The 22,217-nt window shown below is 62.3% G+C and carries 8 protein-coding genes and 1 pseudogene; 4 read left to right on the top strand and 5 right to left on the bottom strand.

Features of this window, described 5'->3' with window-relative positions:
- Positions 1-173: 173 nt before the first annotated feature.
- The 4 genes and pseudogenes from ABIA48_RS23250 to ABIA48_RS23235 all read right to left on the bottom strand — a co-directional run bounded on the left by ABIA48_RS23250 (position 174) and on the right by ABIA48_RS23235 (position 4,160).
- Complete coding sequence (locus ABIA48_RS23250; RefSeq protein ID WP_007990131.1) at positions 174-401, bottom strand: MbtH family protein; 228 nt, start codon at positions 399-401, stop codon at positions 174-176.
- An 81-nt stretch (positions 402-482) separates the two neighbouring features.
- Positions 483-1,883 (bottom strand): aspartate aminotransferase family protein, encoded by a 1,401-nt coding sequence (locus ABIA48_RS23245; RefSeq protein ID WP_429491611.1) that lies wholly within the window; start codon positions 1,881-1,883, stop codon positions 483-485.
- Positions 1,884-2,156: 273 nt separating this feature from the next.
- Positions 2,157-3,480 (bottom strand): annotated as a pseudogene (locus ABIA48_RS23240) (ATP-binding protein).
- Positions 3,480-4,160, bottom strand: a complete 681-nt coding sequence (locus ABIA48_RS23235) for a response regulator (protein WP_429491609.1) — start codon at positions 4,158-4,160, stop codon at positions 3,480-3,482. The pseudogene ABIA48_RS23240 and the gene ABIA48_RS23235 overlap by 1 nt, the downstream one beginning before the upstream one ends.
- Before the next feature lie 197 nt (positions 4,161-4,357).
- Between ABIA48_RS23235 and ABIA48_RS23230 the strand changes: the two genes are divergently transcribed.
- The 4 genes from ABIA48_RS23230 to dsbG all read left to right on the top strand — a co-directional run bounded on the left by ABIA48_RS23230 (position 4,358) and on the right by dsbG (position 8,805).
- Positions 4,358-5,326: a tetratricopeptide repeat protein gene (locus ABIA48_RS23230; RefSeq protein WP_429491607.1), complete on the top strand. Its 969-nt coding sequence runs from the start codon at positions 4,358-4,360 to the stop codon at positions 5,324-5,326.
- Between the two features lie 139 nt (positions 5,327-5,465).
- Positions 5,466-7,208 carry a protein-disulfide reductase DsbD gene (gene dsbD / locus ABIA48_RS23225; protein WP_429491605.1) on the top strand — a complete coding sequence of 581 codons (1,743 nt, stop codon included), beginning with the start codon at positions 5,466-5,468 and terminating at the stop codon, positions 7,206-7,208.
- The gene (locus ABIA48_RS23220; protein ID WP_429491603.1) at positions 7,208-8,062 is read left to right on the top strand and encodes a prolipoprotein diacylglyceryl transferase family protein; all 855 of its coding nucleotides are present in this window, start codon (positions 7,208-7,210) and stop codon (positions 8,060-8,062) included. Before dsbD ends, ABIA48_RS23220 begins: the two co-directional genes overlap by 1 nt.
- Complete coding sequence (dsbG, locus tag ABIA48_RS23215; protein ID WP_429491601.1) at positions 8,038-8,805, top strand: thiol:disulfide interchange protein DsbG; 768 nt, start codon at positions 8,038-8,040, stop codon at positions 8,803-8,805. The genes ABIA48_RS23220 and dsbG overlap by 25 nt, the downstream gene beginning before the upstream one ends.
- Before the next feature lie 128 nt (positions 8,806-8,933).
- Here dsbG and ABIA48_RS23210 read toward each other — a convergent pair whose 3' ends face one another.
- Positions 8,934-21,932, bottom strand: coding sequence for a non-ribosomal peptide synthetase (locus tag ABIA48_RS23210; RefSeq protein ID WP_429491599.1), 12,999 nt, complete (start codon positions 21,930-21,932; stop codon positions 8,934-8,936).
- Positions 21,933-22,217: the final 285 nt, after the last annotated feature.

Here is a 22,217-nt window from a genome sequence, read left to right as displayed (position 1 = left end):
CAGTTGGACCGCGTTATCGTTCTTCGCGAGCAAGCCCGCTCCCACATTTGGAATGCGGTCACCTGTGGGAGCGGGCTTGCTCGCGAAGGCGGCTGGACAGACAACACACACTCCAGACCTGAAAAAGCCCGCTGCCTGTCACCAGTCCAGCGGGCTTCTTTGCAGGCAACAACTCAGTGCGCCACAGCCGCCTGCTCCTCCATCTTCTGCCGCAGGCTCAGCGGACGCATGTCGGTCCAGGTTTCTTCGATGTAGGCCAGGCACTCCTTTTTCAGCCCGCTTTTACCCACGGTGCGCCAACCTTGTGGCACGGCTTTGTAGTCGGGCCAGATCGAGTATTGCTCTTCGTGGTTGACCACGACCTGAAAGAGGATGTCCTCGCGGTCGAATACTGACGTCATGGTGTCTCTCCATCGTTATCGGGCGGACTGCGCTGTGTGCGCAGCCGTTATGTAGAAGGAACGTTGCGCAAGGCCGAAAATTTAAAGACTGCCGGTGGCGGCGACCAGGGCCCGGCCGAAAATCTCAGCCACGCGATCGATTTGTGCAGCGGTAATCACCAGCGGCGGCAAAAAGCGCACCACCGCGCCATGCCGGCCACCGAGCTCCAGGATCAAGCCACGCTTGAGGCATTCACGCTGTACCAGCGGTGCCAGGCGGGCGAAGGCCGGCGGGTGACCCTGGGCATCCAGCGCGCCAGTCGGGTCGACCAGTTCGACGCCGAGCATCAAGCCACGCCCACGAATGTCCCCCAGGTGCGCAAAATCCCGTTGCAGGATGCGCAGGTGCCCGGCCAGGCGTTCGCCCATCGCGGCGGCATGCTCGCAGACCCTGTGTTCGACCAGATAACGCATCACCGCAGACCCGGCGGCCATGGCCATCTGGTTGCCACGGAACGTCCCGGCGTGGGCGCCCGGCAGCCAGGTGTCGAGCCAGTCGCGGTAGACCACCACCGCCAGCGGCAGGCTGCCGCCGATGGCCTTGGACATCACCACGACATCGGGAATGATCCCGGCGTGCTCGAAGGCATACATCTTGCCGGTGCGGGCAAAACCGCTCTGGATTTCATCGACGATCAGCGCGACGCCAGCCGCTTCGGTGATCCGCCGCACACCGCGCAACCAGTCCAGGTCCGCCGGGATCACCCCGCCCTCACCCTGCACCACTTCCACGATCACCGCCGCCGGCAATTGCACGCCAGCCTCGGGATCGTTGAGCAGATTTTCCAGATAACTCAGATTGGCCTTGACCCCTTGCGCGCCGCCGAGCCCGAACGGACAGCGATAATCGTAAGGGTACGGCATGAACTGCACGCCGCTGCCGAGCAAAGCGCCCAGGGGCTTTTTCGGCCCCAGGCTGCCCATCAGGCTCAACGCACCCTGACTCATGCCGTGATAACCCCCCTGAAACGAGATCACGGTGCTGCGGCCGGTGGCGGTACGCACCAGTTTCAGTGCGGCTTCCACGGCGTCGGTGCCCGTGGGGCCACAGAACTGGATCTTCGCTTCAGCGGCCAAGGCAGGTGGCAGCAAGCCGAACAGGTCCTGGACGAACCGGTCCTTGACCGGTGTGGTCAGGTCCAGGGTGTGCAGCGGCAATTCATCGATCAGCACTTGTTGGATGGCTTCGATCACCACCGGGTGGTTGTGTCCCAGGGCCAGGGTCCCGGCACCGGCCAGGCAGTCGATGAACGTGCGGCCTTCGACGTCTTCGACGTATATTCCCCTGGCGCGCTTGAGCGCCAGGGGAATGCGTCGCGGATAACTGCGGGCATTGGATTCCTGCCGGCTCTGGCGAGCCAGCAACGGCGATTCGTTGAATTGATAAAGCGTCTCGGCGGACGTCGCCGGCGGCTCTTCGATAAGGCTGGTAGCGACTGACATCTCTCGACCCCTCAATACGCTGTGGATAGTGACCAAAACTGCACACCGGGCAGGTACGCGTTCCGGTCACGGGGCGCACTTGTCAGGTTTTCCTGTTCTGGAAACGCATCAGCGTCGAGAGGATTTAGACTTTGGCTCGGCTTTCTCAGAGGTAACTGCAATCCCTTGTGGGAGCGAGCTTGCTCGCGATAGCGGTGTATCAGTCAACATTTGAGTCGACTGAAACGACGCCATCGCGAGCAAGCTCGCTCCCACAGGTTTTTTCTGTGTTTTTCAGGCCGGTTGCAGTGGCATCGTCAGCTCGACCCGCAAACCGTCCGGCCGGCTATCGAAATGCAGCGTGCAACCGCAACGCTGAACGATGGCCTGGACAATCGCCAGCCCCAGACCACAACCGGTGCTCTGGCCGTTGCGCCAGAAGCGCTGGGTCAGGTGTTGCAGATCTTCTTCGGCAATCCCCGGTCCATGGTCGCGCACCACGAACTGCACACGATTGCCGGTGGTTTCCAGGCTCAACTCCACCGTTTTGTCGGCGGGGGTATGCCGCAGTGCGTTGTCGAGCAAGTTGCGCAGCGCGGCAATCGACAGCACGGCGGGCATTTGTACCGGCGCAGCGGAAACCTTGTCCGGCGCCTGGAACCTGATGCGCTGACGATCGCCACTCGCCGCGTCCTGGATCGCCAGTTTCGCCACTTGTTCGGCGTTGCATTGCACACCGTCGTCGAACGACAGGCTGCCCTCGACTCGCGCCAGCAGCAGCAATTGTTCCAGGGTCCGGTGCATGCGGTCCGCCCCCTCTTCGGCCCGGGCCAGGGACTGATCCCGGGCGTTGCCATCGGTCATCCGTGCCACTTGCAGGTGGGTCTTGATCGCAGTCAGCGGGCTGCGCAGTTCGTGAGCCGCATCACCGGTCAGGCGACGCTCGCGCTCGATGGTCTTGCCAATGCGCTGGAGCAACTGGTTCTGGGTTTCCAGCAGGGGTTGCAACTCGCTGGGCAATGGCTGGATCTGCAACGGTTCGAGGGAATCGGCACTGCGCCGCATCAAAGCATCACGCATGCGGTTGAGCGGCGCCAACCCCTGGCCGATGCCCAGCCACAGCAGGCACAAACATCCGAGCAACGCCACGCCCACCGGCACCGAAGCGGCCAGCAGGATCGACATGTTCAAGGCCTCGCGCTCAATCTGCCGGTCGGCGGTGGTAATGCGCAGATCGCCCCGGGCCAATGTGAAGCTGCGCCACGGCGCACCGTCGATCATCTGGTCGTGAAAACCGAGTTTCTCGGCTTCCAGTGCCTGCTGCGGATCGGTGTGACTGCGGGCGAGGATTTCACCACGCAACGAGCTGACCTGGCACGCCATGCCACCCGGAATGTTCAGTTGTTTCGGCGCTGAAGTGGGTGCCCTCGCCCTTGCTCGGCACGGGCGGCAGTTGCTCCATCAGGCCAGCGACCATACGCGCCGACGCCACCAGGCGCTGGTCGAGGGAAAACATCATTTGATTGCGCAAATCGCTGAGCATCCAGGCCGCGGCCAGGGCCCAGATCAACGTAAACGCGGCGCCGAGCGTCAGGCTCAGGCGCAAACGCAGACTCATCACTTCGATTCTTTTCCGCCGTCAGCCGGCCCCAGGCGATAGCCCAGGCCGCGCACGGTCTCGACAATGCCATTGCCGAGTTTGCGCCGCAGGTGATGGATATGGACGTTGAGGGCGTTGCTCTCCAACTCGTCGTTGAAGCCGTAGACGCTGTCCTTGAGTTGCTCGGTGGACAGCACCCGGCCACGGTTATGCAGCAAGGCTTGCAACAATGACTGCTCGCGACGCGACAGGTCCACCGGCTGCCCCGCGAGTGTGGTTTCGCGACTGCTCGGGTCGTAGGTCAGGGCTCCGTGTTCAATCAGGTTGACGCTACGCCCCGCCACCCGTCGCAACAGCGTATGCAGCCGTGCAGCCAGTTCACGCAAGTCGAACGGTTTGAGCAGATAGTCGTCGGCACCGGCTTGCAGGCCATCGACGCGGTCGGTGACCGAATCACGCGCGGTGAGGATCAAAACCGGCAACTCCAGACCTTGATGGCGCAGCTGCTGCAGCAGCTTGAGGCCGTCTTCGTCCGGCAGCCCGAGGTCGAGCACCATCACGTCGAATTCCGCCACTTTGAGCATCGCCCGGGCGGCGGACGCCGTGGCCACGTGCTCCACGGTCAGGCCCTGGGCGGTCAGGCCGGCGACGATGCCGCTGGCGATCAGCTCATCGTCTTCGCAAACCAGTACGTGCATGGGGAAACCTGTAGAAAAGTGTTGATTAAAAGGCCACCGGGTTAACTCAGGATTATGCCTTGACCCGGCATCAGCTGTCGTTCTCAAGACTGGTGGTCCGTCGAGTGCGCGATACATATGTACCGCACTCGCGCCTGTTCGCCTGAATAACCTGTGTATCGAACCACCCCAATCAATCATCAACACAGGTATCGATTATGTATACACATTCATCCGCTTTGAGGACGCTGTTCGGCTTGCTCAATACGCTTGGCACGCTGATCAGCCGATTCACCGATCAGCAGGACGCCGCCCGGAAAAAGGGCCTGGAACTTTATAATCTGGGAGAATTCCGCAGTTCGGAGGCCTATCTGACGATCGCCGCGACCGCAGGGGATAGTGAATCGCAGTACGCACTCGCCGAAGCCATCAGACGTCGGGAAAACAGCCTCGATGAGAAAGATAAAACCCACGCCGACAAAGACTGGTACGCGCTGGCAGCGGCTCAAGGCGACATCTACGCCCTGCTGCGATTGGCAGATGAAGCGTCCCTTGAACAAGCCAAAACACTTGCGCAAGCACGTGCCGACAGTGGCGACGGCCAAGCCATGCTGCAACTTTATGAAATGACCAAGGATATCGCCTGGCTTAAAAAATCGGCTGAAGCCAATTTTCTGGAAGGGCAATACATACTGGCAATCGTGTATGACAAGGACCACACCCTCATTCCGGATGCGGTTGAACGCAGGACCACTATCGACAGCTGGCTCAAACGTGCCGCCGAGGGAGGCTTTTCCAAAGCGATGCATTGGTACAGCAATCGTCCACCCATCAGCCAGGATCTCCCTGCCAGGAGAGAGTGGGTGATAAAACGGGCGCAATTGAACGATATAAACGCTGTGCTCGAGTACGGGTATGGGCTCGGTGGTGTCTACGAGGATGAGGACGGAGTCGACACCGAATATGGCTTTGAGAAGGACCTGATCAAAGGTTACGGTCTCATTTGGCTGGTGCTGGACACCTCTCGAGAATTTTGGCGACACAACGAGGCGTCGAATAACCTTTCCGGGATTGCGAAAGACATGTCCAGCGCAGACATGGAAGCGGGCAAGGCGTTTGCGCAAGAGTGGAAGGATACGCATCCCCCAATGTGGGAATGCCGATTGACCTACAGCGATCTTAAATAATCCAGCGAGGGCGATTCGCGCTGCTTTTCAGGATTTCAGCGCGAATCAATCCAGCAACCAAATGTGTCCGGTTCGTTAACACCCGGTTAATCGGCGGCCATCATCGTGCCCGACATTAGCAATTTTCAAGGCTCTGTCGATGCGCGGTATTTTTGTTTTTCTGATCTGGCTGTTTGCCAGCTTTGCTCAAGCAGCCCCCGGGAATAACCCTTTCGAGAGCAAGCCCGACTTTCTGCCCGTCGAAAAAGCCTTCGTCTTCACCTCGGAACGCCTTGAATCCGGTGAAACCCAATTGTTCTGGCAGATCGCCGACGGCTACTACCTGTATCAGCAGCGGCTGAAGTTCGATGGATTGCCTGCCGGGCAGCATCCTGCTCTGCCGCTGGGTGAAGCCCACAGCGACGAGTTTTTCGGTGAACAGCAAGTCTATCGCCAGGGTCTGGAGTTGAAGATTCCTGCCGGTGCCAGCGGTCAGATCAAGGTCAGTTATCAGGGCTGTGCCGATGCCGGCTTGTGTTATCCGCCGCAAACCAAAGTCGTGGACCTGGGCAATACCAATGCGTTGAACACGACCACCGAAGCACCCGACCAGGCGCTGGCCAGCAGCCTGCAACAACGGACTCTGGGCTGGAGCCTTTTGCTGTTCTTCGGCTTGGGCCTGTTGCTGGCCTTCGCGCCTTGTTCCTTGCCGATGTTGCCGATTCTGGCCGGGTTGATTGTCGGCAGTGGCGCCACGCCCAAGCGTGGTTTCGCCCTGGCCAGCAGTTACGTGGTCAGCATGGCGCTGGTGTATGCGGCGATGGGTGTCCTGGCCGCATCCCTCGGGGCGAACCTGCAAGCCTGGTTGCAGAACCCCTGGCTTCTGGGGAGTTTCGCGGCGATTTTCGTGCTGCTGGCGCTGCCAATGTTCGGCTTCTTCGAACTGCAACTGCCGGTGGCCTTGCGCGATCGCCTGGAAAACGTCTCGCGCAATCAACGCGGCGGCAGTTTGATCGGCGCCGGGGCACTGGGTGCCCTGTCGGGTCTGCTGGTCGGCCCGTGCATGACCGCACCGCTGGCCGGCGCGCTGCTCTACATCGCGCAAAGCGGTAACGCGCTGCATGGCGGATTGATTCTGTTCGCCATGGGCATTGGCATCGGTGTGCCGCTGCTGTTGCTGGTGACCGTCGGCAATCGTTTCATGCCCAAGCCTGGCGCCTGGATGAACCTGGTCAAAGGCATATTCGGCTTCCTGTTCCTCGCCACCGCATTGTTGATGCTGCGCCCGGTGCTGGACGAATCCCTGTGGGTCGGCTTGTGCGGTGCGCTGCTGTTGATCGCGGCCTACAGCACCTGGAAACAGTCGGAAGGTTTCGGCCGCACCGCGCACCTGTTTGGCGCCAGTTCGTTGCTGCTCGGTTTATGGGGCGCAATGTTGGTGGTCGGTGCGGCCGGTGGCAGCGATGATCCGTTCAAGCCATTGCAGGTTTACCGCGCCTCGAACCAGGCTGTGGCCGCCGTACCGGTTGGCCACGATGCCTTCACCACCATCAAGGATCCGCAGGCACTGCAACGGGAACTCGACGCCGCGCAGGCTCAGGGCCAGTGGGTGCTGCTCGACTACTACGCCGACTGGTGCGTGTCGTGCAAGGTCATGGAAAAACAGGTCTTCGGCAAAACCCGTGTCCTCGAAGCCTTGAGCGATGTGCGCTTGCTCCGGCTGGACGTCACCGCCGACAATGCCGCCAGCCGCGAACTGCTCGCTCGTTACAAAGTGCCAGGGCCACCGAGCCTGCTGTGGATTGGCGCTGACGGCGAAGAGCGGCGCAGCCAGCGCATCACCGGCGAGGTCGATGCGGATACTTTCCTGCAACGCTGGACCATCACCCGAGACGCCCGTTAATGCTGACCTTCACCCTCGGCACCTTTGCCATCGCGCTCAATCACCTGCTGTTGATCAGTGCGCTGGCGCTGGCCACTTTTGTTGGCTGGCGGGTGGCCAGGCGTGGGGGTGAAAACCCCGAATCGGTACTGTTCAGCCTCTTTCTGCTGGGTATGCTGGCAGCCCGAGTCAGCTTCGTGGTGGTCTATTGGGCGCACTATCGCAACAATCCGTGGCAGGTCATCGACCTGCGCGATGGCGGTTTCCTCGCCTGGCCGGGGGTGATTGTCGTTTTGCTCGCCACGCTGTATCGCGGCTGGCGTCGCCCGGGTTTACGCCGTCCATTGGGCTTTGGTGTGGTCAGCGGCCTGGCGTTCTGGCTGTTGGCGACGTTCTCACTGTCGATTTATGAACAAGGCACACGCCTGCCGGAAATCGCCTTGAAAAACGCCGCCGGAGAAATCGTGCAACTGGCCGACTACAAGGGGGGCCCGTTGGTGATCAATCTCTGGGCCACCTGGTGCCCGCCGTGTCGCCGTGAAATGCCAGTGCTGGAAAACGCCCAGCAACACCGGCCCGACCTGACGTTCCTGTTCGTCAATCAGGCGGAAAGCATGCAAAGCGTTGCGACCTTTCTGGAAACCCAAGGCCTGAGCCTGACCAACGTGCTGTTCGACGGCGGCGGGCGTCTGAGCCAGGCCGTCGGTTCCATGGCATTGCCGACTACGCTGTTCTATAGCCCCGAAGGTCGTCTGCTGGGCAGTCATCTGGGCGAGCTGTCGGAAGCCAGCCTGGCCCGCGCACTGGAAAACTTCGACGCCGTTCCCGTCACCTCTTCAAGGAAACTGCCATGCCCCGCCTCCGCCACCTGCTGACCCTGAGCCTCGGTGCTGCCCTGTTGCACCTGCCATCGGTACAGGCCGAAGAGTTGCCCGATGCCATCAAGAAAATCGAGGCCAAGGGTGCGAAAATCGTCGGTCAGTTCGATGCCCCCGACGGCTTGCGCGGTTATGCCGCGCAATACCAGAACCGCGGCATGGCGCTGTACCTGACTCCGGATGGCAAACACGTGTTGCTGGGCAACTTGTATGACGCTGAAGGCAATGACCTGAGCAGCGCGCCATTGCAGAAACTGGTGTACGCACCGATGGCCAAGGAAGTCTGGGCCAGGTTCGAAGCCAGCAACTGGATCGGCGACGGCAAAAAGGATGCGCCGCGCGTGGTGTACCTGTTCAGTGACCCGAACTGCCCGTACTGCAATATGTTCTGGGAACAGGCCCGGCCGTGGGTGAAGGCTGGAAAGGTGCAACTGCGTCACATCATGGTAGGCATCATCCGCGAAGACAGCCCGGGGAAATCCGCCGCACTGCTCGCGGCCAAAGACCCGGAAAAAGCCCTGCAGGATCACGAAGCCGCTGGCAAGGACAGTTCGCTCAAGGCCTTGAAGGATGTGCCACCAGCGATTCAGGCAAAATTCGCGGCCAACATGCAATTGATGGAAGAGCTGGAGCTGCAGGCGACGCCAGCGATTTTCTACATGGACGACAAGGGCAATCTGCAACAGCAGCAAGGCGCGCCGTCGCCGGACATGTTGGTGAAGATTCTCGGGCCGAAGTAGTTTTACTGACGCCTTCGCGGGCAAGCCCGCTCCCACAAGGGGTCGTGGTGAACATATGATTTGTGCACACCAGAAATCCCTGTGGGAGCGGGCTTGCCCGCGATGAGGCCGGTACAAACACTAGAGAATCACAGCCCCTCAAGCTGCGCCATCAGGTCATTCAAGCGATCCACCTTCTCCTCGGTGATTTCACTCGCCGCCAACCCGTCGATGTACCCGGCCAACGCCTCCACCGTGCTGCACTCGAACATCGCCCTCAGCGGCACGTCCCGTTGCAGGGTATTCTGCACCCGCGAGGCGATCTGCGTGGCCAGCAGCGAATGCCCGCCCAGCTCGAAGAAGTTGTCGCGAACGCCCACCTTCTCCAACTTCAACACCTCGGCCCAAATGCCCGCCAGGGTCTGCTCCAGGTCATTGCGCGGTGCCTGGTAATCCTCGCTGTGCATCTGGCCAATCTCCAGCGCCGGCAGGGCCTTGCGGTCGAGTTTGCCGTTGGTGTTGAGCGGCAGCTTATCCAGCCACAGCCAGTGCAGCGGCACCATGTATTCCGGCAGTTCGGCGCGCAGGCGTTGCTTGATGCGCTCCAGGCATTCAGTGCAATTGAGCGCTGAATCGACCGCCACCAGATAACCCACCAGATGCTTGCCGTTCGCGCCGTCCTGCACACCGACCGCCGCATCGCGGACTTGCGGTTGTTCGTGCAGGCGTGCTTCGATTTCACCCAGCTCAATGCGATAGCCGCGAATCTTCACCTGATGGTCGATGCGCCCGACGTACTCCAGCACGCCATCACTGCGACGGCGGGCCAGGTCGCCGGTGCGATACAGGCGCTCACCCGGTGCGCCGAACGGGTTCGGCACAAACACCGGGGCGGTGCGCAGCGGATCGCCGACATAGCCACGACCGACTCCGGTCCCCGCCACGCACAGTTCACCCACCGCACCCAGCGGCACCAGTTCCAGCGTTCCGTCGAGCAGGTACAACTTGTTGTTGTCGGTCGGCGTGCCGATCGGCAGGTAACTGCCGCGAGTCGAGGCCAGGTCAACGCGGAAGAACGCAACGTCATCCGAGCACTCCGCCGGGCCATAGGCATTGACCAGGCCGATCTGCGGATAGCGCAACAGCCATTGATGCGCCAGCTCCGGCGGCATCGCCTCACCCGTTGGCAACATCCAGCGCAGGCCTTCGAGGCTCATGCGTTCCTGGGCGAGCATGCCCTGGATCAGCGACGGCACGCTTTCCAGCACAGTGATGCCCTGGCTCTGCACATGGGCCAGCAAGCCCTGTGGGTCGTGGGCAATGGTGTTCGGCACAATGTCCACCCGTGCGCCGAACAACGGCGCGGCGAGGAACTGCCAGACCGAAATATCAAAGCTTTGCGACGCGGTTTGCGCGATCACGTCGGCGTCGCTCAGGTTCAGGTACGGCGCCTTGCTCAATTGGTTGTTGAGCATGCCGCGCTGTTCGACCATCACGCCTTTCGGCAACCCCGTGGAACCGGAGGTGTAGATCACGTAGGCGAGGTTGTCCGCAGCACTGTAGATGCCAGGATTGTCCGCTGACAGCGCAAGGGCCTGAACCTCCTCCCAGACCAGCAGCCGTGGCCGGCTGGCGCAGCCGAACTCATCAAGCAAGACCTGCGCCTGTTCACGACACGCTTGCGTGCACACCAGCAAAGGTGTGCGACTCAGTTCGATGATCCGGCTCAGGCGCTGACTCGGCAAACCCGGGTCCAGCGGCAGGTAACCCGCACCCGCCTTGAAGCTGCCGATGATCATGCCCAGCAAATCGAGACTGCGTTCGGCCAGCAACGCTACCGGTTGATCGCGCCCGACACCGGCGGCGATCAACGCATGACCGAGACGGTTACTGCGTTGGTTCAGCTCAAGATAACTGTGCTGCCGGTCAAGACAACTGGCGGCAATCCGCTGCGGGTGCCTGGCGACCTGCATTTCAAACAATGCAACGTAGCTCTGCTCCAGCGGATACGGGTGTTCGCTCTGGTTGCAGCCATGGATGAGGAAGTCCTGCTCTTCGGCCCCCAGCAACGGCAGGTCGGCCATGTCGCCATGGAAACCTTCCACCAACGCCAACAGCAGACGCTTGAACTCACCGAGCATGCGCTCGACCATGGCCTCATCGAAGTAGCGCTGGTCGTAGGACAGGTGCAAGCCCAGGTCATCACCCGGATAGCACACGGCCGTGAGCGGAAAGTTGGTATGCGTCCGGCCCGAATCCGACGTCGCGTTGAGGCTCTGCGCACGGTCCAGCACCGAGACTTCCACCGGGGCGTTTTCGAACACGAACAGGCTGTCGAACAGCGGCTGGCCTTTGGGCAATTCGCTCTGTTCCTGGATGTCCACCAGCGGCAGGTATTCGTATTCACGCAGTTGCATGTTGTTATCGAGAAGACCGCTGAGCCACTGGCGCACGCTGCAACGCTGGCCGTCTTCGGGCATTTTCACCCGCAACGCAACGCTGTTGATGAACAGGCCGACAGTACGCTGCATCTGCGGCATGTCCACCGGACGCCCGGCCACGGTGACGCCGAACAGCACGTCGCGATCACCGCTCAAGCGCCACAGCACCAGCGCCCATGCCGCCTGGGCGAAGGTATTGATGGTCAGCTGATGCGCCTGGGCCAGTTCACGTAGTTGCGCGCCGTCACGGGCATCGAGCCTTGTGTAGCAGTCACCGACGATCATGCCGCCGCTGTCGCCGGCATGTTCACGCAGCAATGGTCGGTCGCTCGGGATCGGCGTGGTCCGTTCGAAACCTTGCAGGTTGGTTTTCCACCACTGCCGCGCTTCGGCCAGGCTCTGATGCTGCAGCCAGCCGATGTAGTCGCGATAACGTGACACAAGCCCAAGCTGCGCTTCCCGGCCTTCGCCGAGGGCGCTGTAGATCTCGAAGAAATCGTTCATCAGCAATGAACGGCACCAGGCATCGATGAGAATGTGGTGGTTGCTCATCATGAACCAGTAGCGCGCCGCGCCGACGCGGATCAGACGCAAATGGAACGGTGCCTGGTTGAGCAGATCGAAGCCGGCCTCGCGTTCGGTCTTGAGCAAGGTTTGCAGTTTCGGCTCTTGCTCGGCTTCGGCGATAGCGCTCCAGTCCAGATACTCGATCGGGGTGCTGCCCGGTTTGTGGATCACTTGCAGCATGGCTTCACCGACGTTCCAGCAGAACGAGGCGCGCAATGCTTCATGGCGGGCGATCACCGCTTGCCAGGCCTGGGCGAAACGCTGCGGGTCGAGTTCGCTGTTGATGCGGTAACGGTCCTGCATGTAATACAGGCCGGTGCCCGGTTCCAGCAAAGTGTGCAACAACATGCCTTCCTGCATCGGGGTCAACGGGTAGACGTCTTCGATGACGGCGGCCGGGACCGGCAGCGCATCCAGTTGCGTCTGGCTGAGCTGCGCCAGCGGGAAGTCCGACGGTGTCAGGCCACCGGCATCGTCGCGCAGGCAATGCCCGATCAGGCTTTGCAGTTCGCCGAGGTACGCGTCAGCCAACTCGTTGATCGTCTGCGGGTCAAAGCGTTCAGCGCTGAAGGTCCAACGCAGCACCAGTTCACCGCCATACACCTGACTGTCGACGCTCAGCTCATTGGGCAATAGTGCATTGGCATCATGGGCCGCGCCGATGGCTTCATCCAGCGGATGGAACAGCGCGTCCGCCCCGAAGCTCTGGTCGAACTGGCCGAGGTAGTTGAAAGTAATCGGCGCCACCGGCAACGCCGCCATGCTGTGGCGACTCTGGTCATCGGCGAGATAGCGCAGCACGCCATAACCCAGGCCTTTATGCGGGACAGCACGCAGTTGTTCCTTGATCGCCTTGATCGACGCGCCTTGCCCGGCGGCTTCTTCGATGTTCGACGGCGTCAGGCGCAGCGGATAGGCGCTGGTAAACCAGCCGACGGTGCGGGTCAGGTCGATGTCGTCGAACAGCGCTTCGCGGCCGTGGCCTTCCAGTTGAATCAGGGCCGATGGCTGACCGTTCCAGCGGCACAGCACGCGGGCCAACGCGGTCAGCAGCAGGTCGTTGACCTGGGTGCGATAGGCACTCGGCGCCTGTTGCAGCAGTTGCCGGGTGCGCTCGGTGTCGAGGCGCACGCTGACGGTTTGCGCATGCCGGTTCTGCCGTCCGCCTTCGGGACGATCACACGGCAATTCGGCACTTGGCCCGGCCAGTTGCGCTTGCCACCAGCCCAGTTCTTCACGCAGGGATTCGCTCCCGGCGTAGGCCTGCAAGCGTGCGGCCCAATCCTTGAAGGCGCTGGTTTTCGCCGGCAGCTTCACCGACTGTTGCGCGTCCAGTTGGCGATACACGGTTTGCAGGTCATCCAGCAGCACCCGCCACGACACACCGTCCACCACCAAGTGGTGGATGGCGATGAACAAGCGTTGCTGACCTTCGGGACCATCGACCAGCAACACGCGCAGCAACGGCCCCTCTTCCAGGTCGAGGCTGCGCTGGGCATCGGCGAACAACGCCGCGCATTTGTCCATGGACGAAACGCGCACCTGCCACAGTACCGGTGCATCGAAAACAGATGGGTGCATGGCCTGCCATTGGCCGGCAAGGTTGCTGAATCGCAGGCGCAAGGCATCGTGCTGCTCGATCACCGCCAGTAACGCTTGCTCCAGACGATGGGGTTCCAGCGTCACGGCCGGTTGCATCAACAACGCCTGGTTCCAGTGTTGGCGTTGCGGGATATCGGTGTCGAAGAACCAGTGCTGGATCGGCGTCAGACGCGACTCGCCGATGATCAAGCCTTGCTCGGCGCTGACCTGCTCGCTGCGGGTGGCCACGGCGGCAAGGGTCTGCACGGTCTGGTGCTGGAACAGCTCACGCGGGCTGAAGTGAATGCCCTGCTGCCGTGCCCGGCTGACCACCTGGATCGACAGAATCGAGTCGCCGCCCAGTTCGAAGAAGTTGTCGTTGAGGCCAACCTGACCGACGTTGAGCACTTCGCACCAGATCTGTGCGAGCGTGATTTCGAGCTCGTTGCCGGGCGCCACGTACTGTTGGCGATTGAGCTCCGGGTCCGGTGCCGGCAGCGCGCGGCGGTCGAGTTTGCCGTTGGCGGTCAGCGGCATGCTGGCCAACAGGATCAGGTGCGTGGGCACCATGTAATCCGGCAGTTGCGCTTTCAAACAGGCCTTGAGCGATTCACGCAAAGCGGATTGCTGCGCTTCGTCTTGTTCAGCGATATCCGTTACCAGATAGCCGACCAGTTGCTTGCCGCTCGGTGCATCGAGCGCCAGCACCACGGCTTCTCGAATCGACGCATGCTCCAGCAGACGGGTTTCGATCTCGCCCAATTCGATACGGAAACCACGAATCTTCACCTGGTGGTCGATCCGCCCAAGGTATTCCACCAGGCCGTCGGCCCGCTGACGCACCAGGTCGCCGGTGCGGTAGATCCGCCCGCCGCTGGCGGCAAACGGATCGGCCACGAACCGCTCCGCGGTCATCCCCGGACGCTGGTGATACCCCTGGGCCAGACCCGCGCCGCCGACGTACAACTCACCCGTCGCGCCTTGCGGCAGCAACGCCAGATCGGCGTCGAGAATGTAAGCCACGCGGTCACCGATCACGCTGCCGATCGGCACGCTGCCAGCGCCCTCTTCCAGCACTTCAGGGGCGCGGCTGGCCAGCGGCATGACCACGGTTTCGGTCGGGCCGTAGGCATTGAAGAACTGGCTCGGCTGGAACGCTGCGCGAATCCGCGCCAGGTGTTCACCGGTCAGCGCTTCGCCGCCAGTGATAACCGTACGGACCGGCAGGGTTTCATTTTGCGTTGCCAGCCATTGCGCCAACTGGCTGCCGTAGCTCGGCGTGAAACCGAGGACGTTGATGTGATGACGACGGATCAGGCCACAGATTTCTTCCGCGTCCCACTGCCCTTGAGCCCGCAGTACCACTTGTGCACCGCTGAGCAGCGGCACCAGCAAACGTTCGGTGGCGGCGTCGAAGTTGATCGAGTAGAAGTGCAGCTCGCAGTCGTCGGGGCGCATGCTGAAACGCTCGATCACGGCGCGGCAATGCATGGCGATTTCGCCGTGAGACACCACCACGCCTTTCGGCTTGCCGGTCGAGCCCGAAGTGTAAATCAGGTAGGCCTGATGCTGCGGCAGGCTGATCAATGGCAACTCGGTGGCCGGATAGCCGGCCAGTGCAGCGGCGTCCTCTTCAAGACACCAGCGACCGACGCTCGCCGGCAACTCGCCCAGGGCCTTGAACATCGTCGCATCGCTGAGCAGCAGACCGATGCCACTGTCTTCGATCATGTAATGCAAGCGTTCCAGCGGGTATTCCGGATCCAGCGGTACATAGGCGCCGCCAGCCTTGAGGATCGCCAGCAGGCCGACGACCATTTCCAGCGAGCGCTCAAGTGCCAGGCCCACACGAACCTGCGGTCCGACGCCGCGCTCGCGCAGCATCCACGCGAGGCGATTGGCGCGGCGGTCGAGTTCGGCGTAGCTCAGGGTTTGTCCGGCGAAGGTCAGCGCCGGAGCATCCGGACGCGCCTGGGCCTGTTCACTGAATAGATGATGAATGCACTGATCGCGTCGATGCTCACCCGGTTCGATGCCAAGACTGTCGAGCAGATGTTGTTGCTCCCCGGCGTCCAGCAGCGGCAGCTCGCTCAAGCGCTGTTGCGGATCGGCAATCAGCGCCTCCAACAGATTGCGCCAATGCCCGGCCATGCGGGCGATGCGCGGTTCGTCGAACAGATCGGTGCTGTAGGTCAGGCAGCAACCCAGGCGATGGTCAAGGTCAGTGACTTCCAGGTTGAGGTCGAACTTGGTTGCGCGGGCATCGTTGGCCAGGTACTCGACCGTCATGCCGGCCAGGGTTCGGCTTTGCTGGAACTCCCAGCGCTGCACGTTGCACATCACCTGGAACAACGGGTTGTAGGCCGCGCTACGCGGTGGTTGCAAAGCTTCCACCAGATGATCGAATGGCAGGTCCTGATGGGACTGGCCTTCGATCACCGTGTGCCGGACCTGCTCGAACAGCTCGCCCACGGACATCTGCCCGTCGAGCTGGCAACGCAGCACTTGAGTATTGAGGAACGCGCCGATCAGCCCTTCGCTTTCCGGACGAATGCGGTTGGCTACCGGGGCGCCGATGCGCAAATCGGTCTGACCGCTGTAGCGGTACAGCAGCGTCGCCAGGGCGGCGGTCATGGTCATGAACAGGGTCAGGCCGTGTTGCGCGTTGAAGGCGCGGACCCGCGCCGCGAGGTCGTCGCTCAGGTCGAACCGGTACAACTCACCCTGATGGCTTTGCACCGGCGGACGCGGACGGTCTGCCGGCAACTCCAGCAACGGCTGTTCGCGGCCCAGCTGCGTGGTCCAGTAATCGAGTTGGCGCTGACGCTCGCCGGACTCCAGCCACTGACGTTGCCACACGCTGTAATCCAGGTACTGCACCGGCAACGGCGCCAGCGGTGATTCACGATCATCGACGAACGCTTCGTACAGCGCGCTGAGTTCCCGGGCAAAAATGTCCATCGCCCAGCCTTCGGTGACGATGTGGTGCAAGGTCAGAACGAAGTAGTGTTCCTGTTCGGCAGTCTTGACCAGGCAGGCGCGCAGCAACGGTCCGGTTTCCAGATCGAACGGCTGGTGCGCTTCGTCGTCAGCCAGTTGCTGAACCTGCCACTCGCGGCTTTCGGCATCCAGCGCGGTGAGATCCTTCCACGCCATGCGCACGCCGGATTGCGCGTGCACGTGTTGGCGGGCGACCCCGTCAATGCTCGGGAACGTGGTGCGCAGGGTTTCGTGGCGCAGGATCAGGGCTTGCAGCGCGGCTTCGAAACGTGCGACATCGAGCACGCCGCGCAGCCGCGCCATGCCGCCGACGTTGTACGCCGGGCTGTCCGGCTCCAGCTGCCAGAGGAACCACATGCGCTGCTGGGAATAGGACAGCGGCACCGCCTGGCGGCGGTCGACTGGTTCAATCGGCAACTGTTTATTGGTGTGGCCGCTGGCCTGGATCAGGCGAACCTGTTCGGCAAACGCACCGAGTTCGCTGTGTTCGAACAGCACCCGCAGCGGCAACTCGACGTCGCAGGCCTGGCGGGTGCGGGAGATGATTTGCGTGGCCAGCAATGAGTGGCCACCGAGTGCAAAGAAATCATCGCGCAGGCCGACTTGGGTCAAACCCAGCACTTCGCGCCAGATACCGGCGATGTGTTGTTCCAGCTCCGTCACGGGTTCAATGTGTTCGCGAACCTGCCACTGCGGTTCCGGCAAGGCGCGACGGTCGAGTTTGCCGCTCGGGCTGAGGGGCATTTGTTCCAGGCGCATCAGTTGCGCCGGCACCATGTATTCCGGCAGTTCGGCGGCCAATGCGCTTTTCAGACGCGCAGATTGGTCGGCTTCGTCCCCGGCATTGTCCGCAGCGGTGTAGTAACCGATCAATTGCGCACCGGCCACGGTTTCGCGCACCAGCACCACGGCTTGCGCAACCCCCTCCCGGGCCAGCAGGCGCGCTTCGATTTCCCCTGGCTCGACCCGGAACCCGCGCAGTTTGACCTGCTGATCGAGACGGCCGAGGTATTCGATCACGCCGTCCGCCGTCCAGCGCGCCCGGTCGCCGGTGCGGTACAGACGTGCGCCCGGCTCGCCCAATGGATCGACCACGAATCGTTCGGCGGTCAATGCCGGGCGACCGAGGTAACCACGGGCTAAACCAACGCCGCCGATGCACAGCTCACCCGACACGCCGGCCGGAACGGGATTGAGATCGCCGTCGAGCACGCGGCAGATCACATTACCCAGCGGCCGGCCAATCGGCGAGCGCTCGCCGTCGGCGCTGGAGCACTGCCAATGCGTGACGTTGATCGCGGTTTCGGTCGGTCCGTAGCGGTTGTGCAGTTGCACCGCCGGCAGTTGTGCCAGCACACGATTGCGCAGCTCCGCAGGCAAGGCTTCGCCTCCGGAGAACAGCCGACGCAGGCTAGTGCATTCAGCGCTGAGCGGTTCGTCAATGAACAACGAAAGCAGCGGCGGCACGAAGTGCAACGTGGTCACGCCGTGTTCTTGCACCAGCTGCGCGATGCGATACGGATCGCGGTGTTCACCGGGGCCAGCGATCAACAGCTTGCTGCCGGTGATCAGCGGCCAGAAGCACTCCCACACCGACACGTCGAAACTGATCGGCGCCTTTTGCATCAGCACGTCGGTTTCGTTCAGGCGATAAGTATCCTGCATCCATTGCAGGCGCTCGGCCAGCGCCGCGTGGGTGTTACCGACGCCTTTGGGCTGACCGGTGGATCCCGAGGTGTAAATCACATAGGCGAGGTTGTCGCCCTGCAGGCGCAACCCCGGTGCGTGGCTTGGCCAGCGGTCCAGATGCAAGGTGTCCATGGCGATCACGCTGACGCCCTCGCAGGCCGGCAAGCGCTCGAGCAATCGGGTTTGCGTCAGCAGCAATTCAACGCCGCTGTCGCTGAGCATGTAGGCCAGGCGCTCGGCCGGGTAATCCGGGTCCAGCGGTATATAAGCACCGCCAGCCTTGATGATCGCCAGCAGGCCGATCAGCAGTTGCGGCGAACGTTCGCAGGCGATGGCCACGCAGACGTCCGGGCCGACGCCTTTGTCGCGCAGGTAATGGGCCAGACGGTTGGCCTGAACGTGCAGTTCGGCGAAGTCCAGGCTGCCGCCGTCCCACACCAGCGCGGTGCGCTGCGGCGTCTGGCGCGCCTGCTCATTGAGCCATTCTGGCAGCCATTGACTGGCCGCTGTGCACGGTGCGATGGCCCACCCCGATTGTTGCTGCTGCTCGGTAACCGTCATCAGTTGCAGGTCGCCAATGGCAGTTTTCGGTTGCTCGCAGACCGCCCGCAACAAGTTGCTGAAGTGTTCGGCCAGGCGCCCGATGGTCGCGACGTCGAACAACTCGCTGGCGTAGTCAAAGGACAAGGTCAGGCGACCATTGCGGTCTTCTTCACTGTGCAACTGCAAATCGAACTTGGCTTCGCGGCTGTGCCACGGCAGCTCTTCGGCCAACAATCCCGGCAGCCGGCGCAAGGCGCTCAAGTCCCGTTGCTGATGGTTGAACATGACCTGGAACAGGCCCTGTTCGCGGGCCTGCGGGAAGGTTTCCAGCAGTTGCTCGAATGGCAGGTCCTGATGGGCCTGGGCGCCCAATGCGGTGTGTCGGGTTTGCGCCAGCAGTTCAACGAATGGCAGGCGCGAATCCACCTCGGCGCGCAACACCTGGGTATTGATGAAGAAGCCAATCAGCCCTTGGGTTTCCAGGCGCGGACGGTTGGCATTGGGCACGCCGATGCGGATGTCCCGTTGGCCGCTGTAGCGGTGCAACAGGCTCTGGAACACTGCAAGCAGCAGCATGAACGGTGTGGACTCATGGGCCTGGGCGGTCTGGCGAATGGCTTCGCTGAGGGGAGCGCCCAGACGCACCGTGTGTCGTGCAGCGCTATGCAGTTGCTGCGCCGAGCGCGGATGATCGGTGGCCAGGCTCAACGCTGGATGCTCCTCGCCCAACTGTGCTTTCCAGTAAGCCAGTTGCTGCTCGCTCTCCCCTTGCGCCAGCCATTGGCGCTGCCAGCTGGCGTAATCGGCGTACTGCGTCGGCAACGGCGCGAGCACCGCTTGCTGCCCCTGGGAGGCGGCCGCATACAGGCGCGAGAACTCGTCGATCAGCACATTCAGCGACCAGCCGTCAGCGATGATGTGGTGCATCGTCACCAACAACTGATGATCTTCGTCGTCGAGGCGTACCAGCATCACCCGCAGCAGCGGGCCTTTCTCCAGATCGAACCGGGTACGCGCTTCATCCTCGCGGATTTGCTGCGCGCGGGTTTCACGCTCGGCAGCAGGCCGGTCGCTGATGTCGATCATGTGCAAATTGAACTGGCCAGCCGCATCGACCTGTTGCAGCGCCACGCCATCACGCTCGAAGAATCGCGTGCGCAGGGATTCGTGGCGCTCGATCAACTGCTGGAAACTGCCGCGCAAGGCGTCCTCATCCAGCTCACCGCGCAGTTGTAGGGCACCGGGAATGTTGTAGGCGCGGCTGTGGGGGTCGAGTTGCCAGGTGATCCACAGGCGGTTTTGTGCCAGGGATTGCGGCATCGGCTGCAGGCGCGACAGCGCGGTGATCGCACCCTGGGCCAGGCCACCGTCCTGTTGCAGATGGGCCACGACATCGGCGAATGCGCCGAGGGTCGGCGCTTCGAACAACAGGCGCAGGTTCAACTCCAGACCGAGTTCTTCGCGCAGGCGCGCCACCACTTGCGTCGCCGCAATGGAGTTGCCGCCGAGCAGGAAAAAATGATCGTCGGCGTCCACCCGCCCGACCTGCAACTGCTCACACCAGATGCGACCGATCAGGCTTTGCAGCCCGGAGCCCGACTCGATCTGGCCGGCGCTCTCGGTGTTGGCCGACGGGAACACCGCGTAGCTGTCGAGATTGCCGTCCGCCAGGCGGTTGCGGCACGCCGAGCGTTGCACTTTGCCGCTGGATGTCTTGGGCAACGCACCCGGATTGAGCAGCACCACCACGCTCGGTGCTTCCTGATACGCCTCGGCGACGGCCTGGCGAATGGCTTTGATCAAGGACTCGGGCGGCAGGATTTTCTGCACGCTGCGGCTGATTTCGGCGGCGATGCCGATGCCTTCCCGCCCCTCGATCGAGACAGCGAAGGCGGCAACCCGCCCCTTGCGCACCACTTCCACTTCGCGCTCGACGGTCTGCTCGATGTCTTGCGGGTACAGGTTGTGCCCGCGCACGATCAGCAGGTCTTTCAGGCGCCCGGTGATGAACAGCTCGCCGTTGCGCATGAAGCCCAGGTCACCGGTTCGCAGCCAGGTCTGGCCGGCGTGCCGGACGAAGGTCCTGGCGGACGCCTCGGGGTTGCGCCAGTAGCCGAGGGCGATGCTCGGCCCGCTGGCCCAGACTTCACCGACAGCGTTGTCGGCCTGTTCGGTGAGCGCGACCGGGTCGATGATCAGCACGGCGTGCGCCGGTTGGCTGATACCGCAGCTCATGATCGGGCTGCCCTCGCCCGCTTCGACACGGTTCTGCGCCAGGGCCTGATCGTCCACCCGCAGGTTGCCGATGCCTTGGCCGCGCGTTGTGCCGGCCACGAACAATGTGGCTTCGGCCAGACCGTAGGAGGCCATGAAACTGTCCGCGGTGAAGCCGCAGGTCGCGAACTTCTCCGAGAAGCGTTCCAGGGTGTCGAGGCGAATCGGTTCGGAACCGGAATACGCCACGCGCCAGCCACTCAGATCGAGCCGTTCCAGAGCCGTCTCGCTGACCCGTTCGCTGCACAAGCGATAGGCAAAATCCGGCCCGCCGCTGATGGTGCCGCCGTATTCGCTGATCGCTTCCAGCCAGCGCAACGGCCGGCCAAGGAAGTACGCCGGGGACATCAACACGCAAGGCACGCCGCTGAAAATCGGCTGCAACAGGCCGCCGATCAGCCCCATGTCGTGATACAGCGGCAGCCAGCTGACGATGACGTCATCGGGGTTCAGGTCAATGCCGAAACCGTGGCGAATCAGCAGTTCGTTGGCCACCAGATTGCCGTGGCTGACTTGCACGCCTTTGGGCAATGCGGTGGAGCCGGAGGTGTATTGCAGAAAAGCAATGTGATCGTCCTGCAAATCCGCCGCGACCCAACGCTCGGCCAGTGCACCGTCGAGGGTATCGACGCACAGCAGCGGCGGCGCCCCGTCGATTGGCTGCAATGTATCGCGCAGCCCGGCACTGGTCAGCAGCAGGCGCGGTTGGGCATCGTCGATGATCGACAACAGGCGTTCCTGGTGATGACGCCGCGTCGACTCCGGCGGATAGGCCGGTACTGCAATCACCCCGGCGTACAGGCAACCGAAAAACGCCGCGACGTAATCCGGGCCGCTGGGGAACAGCAACACGGCGCGGTCGCCAACATCCGCTTGAGCCTGCAACGCGCCGGCAATCGTTCGCGCCCGCTGATCCAGTTCGCGATAGCTGAGCACCACCACTGGTTGCGGAGTCTCGGCGAGAAAACGCAAGGCCACCCGATCCGGTGTCAGTGCCGCACGGCGCTGAAGGGCCTGGACCATTGTGCTGGGGAGTTCGAACGCGTCGGTCATGAGGTTTCCTGCCTGATTTCGGCTGTAGGAGCGAGCTTGCTCGCGAAAAAAGGAGAACGCCGCAGAGTGTCAGGCGCCCATCGCCATCCTTGATGACCATCGCGAGCGAGCTCGCTCCTACAGGGTTATGAGAATTGCGCTGTTCCATTCACCAATGAGAACGGATGACGTCTTGAATTAATTAGTCGCCAGGCCGGAACACAAAGCGGACTGAAGTGAGTCAGCGTGTCGCAGTTCTCACTCGATATCGCTACAGCGCACTGGTTCTTTTTCTCATTTGACAAT

Origin of the sequence: Pseudomonas sp. S30_BP2TU TE3576, from assembly GCF_050436025.1 — a bacterium.
Taxonomy (GTDB): domain Bacteria; phylum Pseudomonadota; class Gammaproteobacteria; order Pseudomonadales; family Pseudomonadaceae; genus Aquipseudomonas.
The sequence above is the reverse complement of the archived record's forward strand: the minus strand, read 5'-3'. Positions and strand labels throughout refer to the sequence as shown.

Coding starts and splice junctions, on each gene's coding strand:
- ABIA48_RS23210 (WP_429491599.1), bottom strand. CDS start 21,932: ATGACCGACGCGTTCGAACTCCCCAGCACAATGGTCCAGGCCCTTCAG.
- ABIA48_RS23250 (WP_007990131.1), bottom strand. CDS start 401: ATGACGTCAGTATTCGACCGCGAGGACATCCTCTTTCAGGTCGTGGTC.
- dsbD (WP_429491605.1), top strand. CDS start 5,466: ATGCGCGGTATTTTTGTTTTTCTGATCTGGCTGTTTGCCAGCTTTGCT.
- ABIA48_RS23220 (WP_429491603.1), top strand. CDS start 7,208: ATGCTGACCTTCACCCTCGGCACCTTTGCCATCGCGCTCAATCACCTG.
- ABIA48_RS23245 (WP_429491611.1), bottom strand. CDS start 1,883: ATGTCAGTCGCTACCAGCCTTATCGAAGAGCCGCCGGCGACGTCCGCC.
- ABIA48_RS23230 (WP_429491607.1), top strand. CDS start 4,358: ATGTATACACATTCATCCGCTTTGAGGACGCTGTTCGGCTTGCTCAAT.
- dsbG (WP_429491601.1), top strand. CDS start 8,038: ATGCCCCGCCTCCGCCACCTGCTGACCCTGAGCCTCGGTGCTGCCCTG.
- ABIA48_RS23235 (WP_429491609.1), bottom strand. CDS start 4,160: ATGCACGTACTGGTTTGCGAAGACGATGAGCTGATCGCCAGCGGCATC.